This window comes from Gilvimarinus agarilyticus (genome assembly GCF_000832015.1).
GTDB lineage: Bacteria > Pseudomonadota > Gammaproteobacteria > Pseudomonadales > Cellvibrionaceae > Gilvimarinus > Gilvimarinus agarilyticus.
Window position 1 is genome coordinate 3,138,015 of record NZ_JXCJ01000001.1, and the last position, 6,020, is coordinate 3,144,034.

The 6,020-nt window shown below is 53.4% G+C and carries 6 protein-coding genes and 1 tRNA gene; all 7 read left to right on the forward strand.

Translation table 11 applies throughout. The features are described from left to right. Nucleotides 1-7: 7 nt before the first annotated feature. The 7 genes from ispE (at nt 8) to ychF (ending at nt 5,795) form a co-directional block, all read left to right on the forward strand. On the forward strand, nt 8-871 hold the full coding sequence (ispE, locus tag SD69_RS13735) for a 4-(cytidine 5'-diphospho)-2-C-methyl-D-erythritol kinase (RefSeq protein WP_041523666.1): 864 nt from the start codon (nt 8-10) through the stop codon (nt 869-871). A gap of 8 nt (nt 872-879) precedes the next feature. Continuing rightward, nucleotides 880-954: transfer RNA gene (locus SD69_RS13740), tRNA-Gln, on the forward strand. 203 nt (nt 955-1,157) lie between these two features. Beyond that, nucleotides 1,158-2,087 carry a ribose-phosphate pyrophosphokinase gene (locus SD69_RS13745; protein WP_041523667.1) on the forward strand — a complete coding sequence of 310 codons (930 nt, stop codon included), beginning with the start codon at nt 1,158-1,160 and terminating at the stop codon, nt 2,085-2,087. Nucleotides 2,088-2,186: 99 nt separating this feature from the next. After that, a complete protein-coding gene (locus tag SD69_RS13750; protein WP_041523668.1) occupies nt 2,187-2,828 on the forward strand; it encodes a 50S ribosomal protein L25/general stress protein Ctc in 642 nt (213 codons plus the stop codon). Nucleotides 2,829-2,858: 30 nt separating this feature from the next. Next, nucleotides 2,859-3,440, forward strand: coding sequence for an aminoacyl-tRNA hydrolase (pth, locus tag SD69_RS13755; protein WP_041523669.1), 582 nt, complete (start codon nt 2,859-2,861; stop codon nt 3,438-3,440). Nucleotides 3,441-3,606: 166 nt separating this feature from the next. After that, nucleotides 3,607-4,569 carry a 2OG-Fe(II) oxygenase gene (locus tag SD69_RS13760; protein WP_052481166.1) on the forward strand — a complete coding sequence of 321 codons (963 nt, stop codon included), beginning with the start codon at nt 3,607-3,609 and terminating at the stop codon, nt 4,567-4,569. Nucleotides 4,570-4,703: 134 nt separating this feature from the next. Further along, entirely contained in the window at nt 4,704-5,795 is a 1,092-nt protein-coding gene (ychF, locus tag SD69_RS13765; RefSeq protein WP_041523670.1) for a redox-regulated ATPase YchF, read from the forward strand. Nucleotides 5,796-6,020 lie beyond the last annotated feature (225 nt).

Below are 6,020 nucleotides of genomic sequence, written 5' to 3' on the forward strand. Positions count from 1 at the left end.
AACGCTCATGACGCAAGCCACTGCTTTAACTCTTACCTCGCCGGCTAAGCTAAATTTATTTTTGCACATTACCGGGCGCCGCAGCGACGGCTACCACCAGCTGCAAACCCTGTTTCAACTTTTAGATACCGGCGACACGTTAAGCTTTAGCCCGCGTACGGACGGCGACATCACCATCAGCCCTGCGCTTGAAGGCGTGGCGCACGTCGACAATTTAGTTTATCGCGCCGCCCGTGCGCTGCAGGCCAACATGCAGGCTCAAGGCCGCACACTTCGCGGCGCAGATATAACGCTGACCAAACACCTACCCATGGGAGGCGGCATCGGCGGCGGCAGCTCTAACGCGGCCACGGCCCTGATTGGCCTAAACCATTTATGGCAAGCCGGGTGCTCGCGCGAGCGCTTAATGGCCATTGGCCGCAATCTCGGCGCCGACGTCCCCGTGTTTGTCAACGGTGTTAGCGCTTGGGCCGAAGGCATCGGTGAGCAGCTTACCCCGCTCGAACTGCCCGAAAAATGGTATTTAGTGATCAGCCCTGGTTGCCACGTGAGCACCCGAGAAATTTTTTGTCACAAAGATTTGACAAGAGACACACGCCCCATTAAAGTAGCGGCCTTCTCGCAGAGGGGCACTCGAAACGACTGCCAACCTCTGGTTAGAAAGCTTTATAAAGAAGTAGATAAAGCACTGATTTGGTTGAAGAATTTTTCAAACCATGCGAGAATGACCGGAACAGGAGCGTGCGTATTTGCCGCCTTTGATTCAGCCGCTGAGGCCGAGCAAGTATTTGCTCAACGGCCAGCGAACATGACCGGATTTATCGGTCGCGGAATCAACAAGGCGCCATACTACAACCTGATTCCTGATTAAGTTGCTACTGGGGCGTAGCCAAGCGGTAAGGCAGCGGGTTTTGATCCCGTCATGCGAAGGTTCGAATCCTTCCGCCCCAGCCATTTTCCAAAGCGACGCGGTACCCTTGGCACGTCACTCTGCCGCTTGAGCTTTTAGGCACGTCTTATTACCTACCTCGCTCTGGCAGACCGCCGGGTTATCATCGCCACACTGCGCCTAGCGCGGTGTTTTTGTATTGCCCTTTTGCAAAAAGAGCAAACAACCCGAACAGCTGACAACAAAGGTACCTGACGTGACAGACTTGATGGTCTTTACCGGCAATGCCAACCCCGATCTGGCACAGAAAATAGTCGATCATTTAGGCATGGGCCTTGGTGACGTATCAGTCTCCCAGTTCAGCGATGGCGAAGTCGCCGTCGAGCTAAACGTCAATGTTCGCGGCCGGGATGTGTTTGTGGTGCAGCCAACGTGTGCGCCCACCAACGACAACCTGATTGAGCTGATTGTAATGGTCGACGCCCTGCGTCGCGCCTCGGCTGGCCGCATCACAGCCGTGGTGCCCTACTTTGGTTACGCCCGTCAGGATCGCCGTGTGCGCTCGGCCCGGGTGCCCATTACCGCCAAAGTTGTGGCCGACATGATGGTTGGCGCCGGCATTGATCGACTGCTTACCGTCGATCTGCACGCCGAGCAGATACAGGGCTTTTTTGATGTTCCGGTCGATAACGTATACGGCTCGCCGGTACTGCTCGAGGACATCGAAAAACAACAGTTTAAAGATCTGGTGGTGGTATCGCCGGATATTGGCGGTGTGGTTCGCGCTCGCGCGGTAGCCAAACAACTGGGTGTAGATCTGGCGATCATCGATAAACGCCGCCCCAGCGCCAATGTGGCCGAAGTCATGAACATTATCGGTGATATTGAAGGCCGAACCTGCCTGCTGGTAGACGACATGGTCGATACTGCAGGCACTTTGTGCAACGCCGCCAAAGCGCTTAAAAAGCAAGGCGCCACCCGGGTTATCGCTTACGCGACCCACCCGGTGCTGTCCGGCAAAGCCGCCGAAAACTTAGACAACTCAGAGCTGGATGAGCTGGTAGTTACCGACTCTATCCCGCTTAGCGAAGCGATTCAGAAGTGCGGCAAAGTACGCACTCTAACCTTATCGCGTATGCTGGCCGAGGCGGTGCGCCGCCTTAGCAACGAAGAATCTCTGAGTGCTATGTTCCGCTAGGAACACAGCGCCCAGACAACGGCCGCACCAGCGGCATACATTAACCCACGAAACGTTCTGGTCGCGGACCTTCGTGGTTTTACCTTAAAGGAAACTCTCATGAGTGAAGATTTTATTTTGAATGCAGAAAGTCGTAACGACTTAGGGAAAGGTGCGAGCCGCCGCCTGCGTCGTTTGGCTGGTCTGGTTCCCGGTATTGTTTACGGCAGCAACAAAAAGCCCGTTAACATCACCGTTAGCCACAAAGAGCTGACCAAACACCTGGAAAGCGAAGCGTTTTACTCGCACATCATCAGCCTGGTTGTCGACGGCAAAGCCGAAGACGTCATCCTGAAAGATTTGCAACGCCACCCAGCTAAAGCCCAGCTGATTCACGCTGACTTTATGCGCGTTTCTAAAACCAAGAAACTGAACACCAGCGTACCGCTGCACTTCTTGAACGAAGACACCAGCAAAGGCGTTAAAATGCAGGGTGGCAACATCGTGCACAACATGGTTCAGTTGGAAATCAGCTGTCTGCCTGCCAACCTGCCCGAGTTTATCGAAGTTGACCTGGCTGACGTTGAGCTGGGCCAAGTGGTACACATCTCCGACATTAAATTGCCAAAAGGTGTTACCTCGGTTGCTCTGTCACACGGCGAAGATCACGACCTGCCGGTTGTTGCTATCAACAAGCCTAAAGGTGCCTCTGCCGACGACGCAGAAGATGCCGCTGAAGAAGGCGAAGCTGACAGCGAGTAAGTTGACGCTTGCAGCATAAGGCACTGAGTTATGGATACACCGGTTGAACTGATTGTAGGCTTGGGTAACCCCGGCCCCGATTATCACCGGACCCGCCATAACGCTGGTGCCGACCTGGTGTCTGAACTGGCTCGCCAGTCAGGCACCAGCCTCTCCCCGGAAAAAAAGTTCTATGGTGACACCGCCCGCATTACTCTTGGCGGCCGCAATCTTCACCTGTTAATCCCCAACACCTTTATGAACCGCAGTGGCAAAGCAATTGCCGCGCTAGCGCAGTTTTATAAAATCGCCCCACAAGCTATTTTAGTCGCGCACGATGAGCTCGACCTCGCCCCTGGCGTTGCCCGCTTAAAAATTGGCGGCGGTCACGGCGGCCATAACGGTCTGCGTGACACCGTTAGCGCACTCGGCAACTGCAAAGACTTTGCCCGCATCCGCATTGGCATTGGCCATCCGGGTTCGGCGGCTCAGGTTACCGGCCACGTGCTCAAACGCGCCCCGCAAAACGAGCAACAACTCATCGATGAGTCTATCGACCGCGCCATTAGCGCCCTACCCGACGCGGTAGCCGGCCAGTGGAACAAGGCGATGCATGAGCTGCACACCAAATAAAGTCGATTTACAGAAGTGTAACCATACAAGGCAAGATTGGCTGCCACTGCCGGGAAGCAATTGACGTCCCCCAACTACCGCTTGCCATACAGCGCCCCCTTCCCCCAGCTACCACCACTCTTTATACTTCGGGGATTGTTTAAACTGGCATACAACGGAGAAGCCAATGGCTAACGCCCTCAAGGACTACCTCAACCCCTCCACATTGGAGGCCACCGCTGAACTCTCAAAATCTTTTGAATCGGCCGAGCCTTTCTCCCATTTAGTTATTGACCACTTTTTCGAACCTGACTTTTGTCAGTCTTTGCTGGATGAGTTTCCCATATTTGATGATGACAAAGCTCGCAATGAAAATGGCACTATTGGCCGCAAGGCGGTGCATACGGAGCTGTGCAATATTGGCAATCAGTATCAGAAACTGGATGAAATGATTCGCTCTGACGCTTTTTTGGATTGGATCAGTCAGGCCACAGGCATACCCGATTTAATCTACGACCCCGATTACTACGGTGGCGGCACACACGAAAACTGCCACGGGCAAGATTTGGACCCGCACGTCGACTTTAATCGCCACCCGGTCACCAATTACCATCGCCGCCTGAATTTAATTGTCTACCTCAACAAAGAGTGGCAGGACGAATGGGGCGGCCTGATCGAATTTCATCAAGACCCGCGTAAATCACCTGAAATAAACGAAATTACCAAAGTGGCGCCACTGTTTAATCGCTGCGTTATTTTTGCCACCCATGACCACTCGTGGCATGGCTTTGAACGCATCAACTTGCCCGAGGGTGACAGCGATGAACACTCGCGTAAATCCATTGCCCTGTACTTTTACAGCAAAACCCGCCCTGCCCACGAGTACAAAGGCAACCACTCTACCATCTACGTAGAGCGCCCCCTGCCTAGGCATATCCAACCTGGTCAGGCGCTCAGTGATGAAGACTATCAACACATTCAAGTACTGTTAGCGCGGCGCGACCAACACCTGCAGCGCCTGTACCGCGACAACCACCGCCTACAGGACATGCTCGATAACCTATCCAACCACAAGCTGTTCCGGCTAGCCCGTGAGACGCAGAATTTCGCCTCGAGAGTGAAGCGCACGCTGTTGTGGCAAAGGCGATGACCGGGGTCTAGACGAGCGGGTATCGATAATTTTCACCTCTCGTCAGCCGTTTTCCGCTCCCCGTAAACCATTGTCCCGCCCTAATCATGTATAATCCAGCGCATTGCTAAACCCTCAAATCAAGAGACAGTTTCATGGGCTTTAATTGCGGTATTGTCGGTCTTCCCAATGTGGGTAAATCCACTCTGTTTAACGCGCTGACCAAATCGGGTATTGGTGCCGAAAACTTCCCGTTTTGCACCATCGAGCCCAATGCTGGTGTGGTTGCCGTGCCCGACCCACGTCAGGATAAAATCGCGGCTATCGTCAAGCCAGAAAAAGTCATCGCTACCACCATGGAGTTTGTGGACATTGCAGGTCTGGTCGCCGGTGCCTCCAAGGGCGAGGGCCTGGGCAACAAATTCCTCGCTAACATTCGCGAAACCGACGCCATCGCCCACGTTGTGCGCTGCTTTGAAGACGAAAACGTGATTCACGTAGACGGCAAGATCAACCCAGCTTCGGATATTGACGTTATCAATACCGAGCTGGCACTGGCCGACTTAGAGACCGTCGAAAAAGCCATTCAGCGCTTTGCCAAAGCCGCCAAAGGCCAGGACAAACACGCGATCGCTATGAAGGCGCTACTGGAAAAGGTACAGCCGCACCTGGATGAAGCCAAGCCGCTGCGCTCGTTTGACTTAAGCGACGACGAACGCGCACAACTGCGCGAACTGAGCTTAATGACCTTAAAGCCTACCATGTACATTGCTAACGTGGCCGAAGACGGTTTTGAAGACAACCCACACTTAGACACCGTTAAAAAGATCGCCGCCGAAGAGAACGCGGTCGTGGTGCCTATTTGCAATAAAATTGAAGCCGAAATCAGCGAACTGGACGACGAAGAAAAGGCCGAATTTCTGGAAGCGCTGGGCATGGACGAGCCGGGCCTTAACCGCGTTATTCGCGGCGGCTATGATTTGCTGGGGCTGCACACCTACTTTACTGCGGGCGTTAAAGAAGTACGCGCCTGGACCATACCCGTGGGCGCCACCGCCCCACAAGCAGCCGGTAAAATTCACACCGACTTCGAGAAAGGGTTTATCCGCGCCGAGGTCGTCGGCTACGACGACTTTATCGAATTAGGCGGCGAACAAGGCGCCAAAGACGCGGGCAAATGGCGTTTGGAAGGCAAAGAGTACATCGTTAAAGATGGCGATGTGGTTCACTTTAGGTTCAATGTTTAGTCAGTGGTAGAGCGTCTGATGGCGGATGCCTGAAGTCGGACGCGTTATAAAACACGTAAGGTGTAGAAGTTTAGACCTGATCTGACATTTCTTCTTGAAAAAGAGAGAGTTACCCGTTTTGATAAAGGTGTCGAATCTTAAATCAAAACAAAAGGTAACTCTCATGATCCATACTAACAATCCTATCATCAAACACAAGGCAGGCTTGCTCAATCTGGCGGAAGA

What these genes read in the sequence shown, in the direction of transcription:
- ispE (WP_041523666.1), top strand. Translation starts at nt 8, where the DNA reads ATGACGCAAGCCACTGCTTTAACTCTTACCTCGCCGGCTAAGCTAAAT.
- SD69_RS13745 (WP_041523667.1), top strand. Translation starts at nt 1,158, where the DNA reads ATGGTCTTTACCGGCAATGCCAACCCCGATCTGGCACAGAAAATAGTC.
- SD69_RS13750 (WP_041523668.1), top strand. Translation starts at nt 2,187, where the DNA reads ATGAGTGAAGATTTTATTTTGAATGCAGAAAGTCGTAACGACTTAGGG.
- pth (WP_041523669.1), top strand. Translation starts at nt 2,859, where the DNA reads ATGGATACACCGGTTGAACTGATTGTAGGCTTGGGTAACCCCGGCCCC.
- SD69_RS13760 (WP_052481166.1), top strand. Translation starts at nt 3,607, where the DNA reads ATGGCTAACGCCCTCAAGGACTACCTCAACCCCTCCACATTGGAGGCC.
- ychF (WP_041523670.1), top strand. Translation starts at nt 4,704, where the DNA reads ATGGGCTTTAATTGCGGTATTGTCGGTCTTCCCAATGTGGGTAAATCC.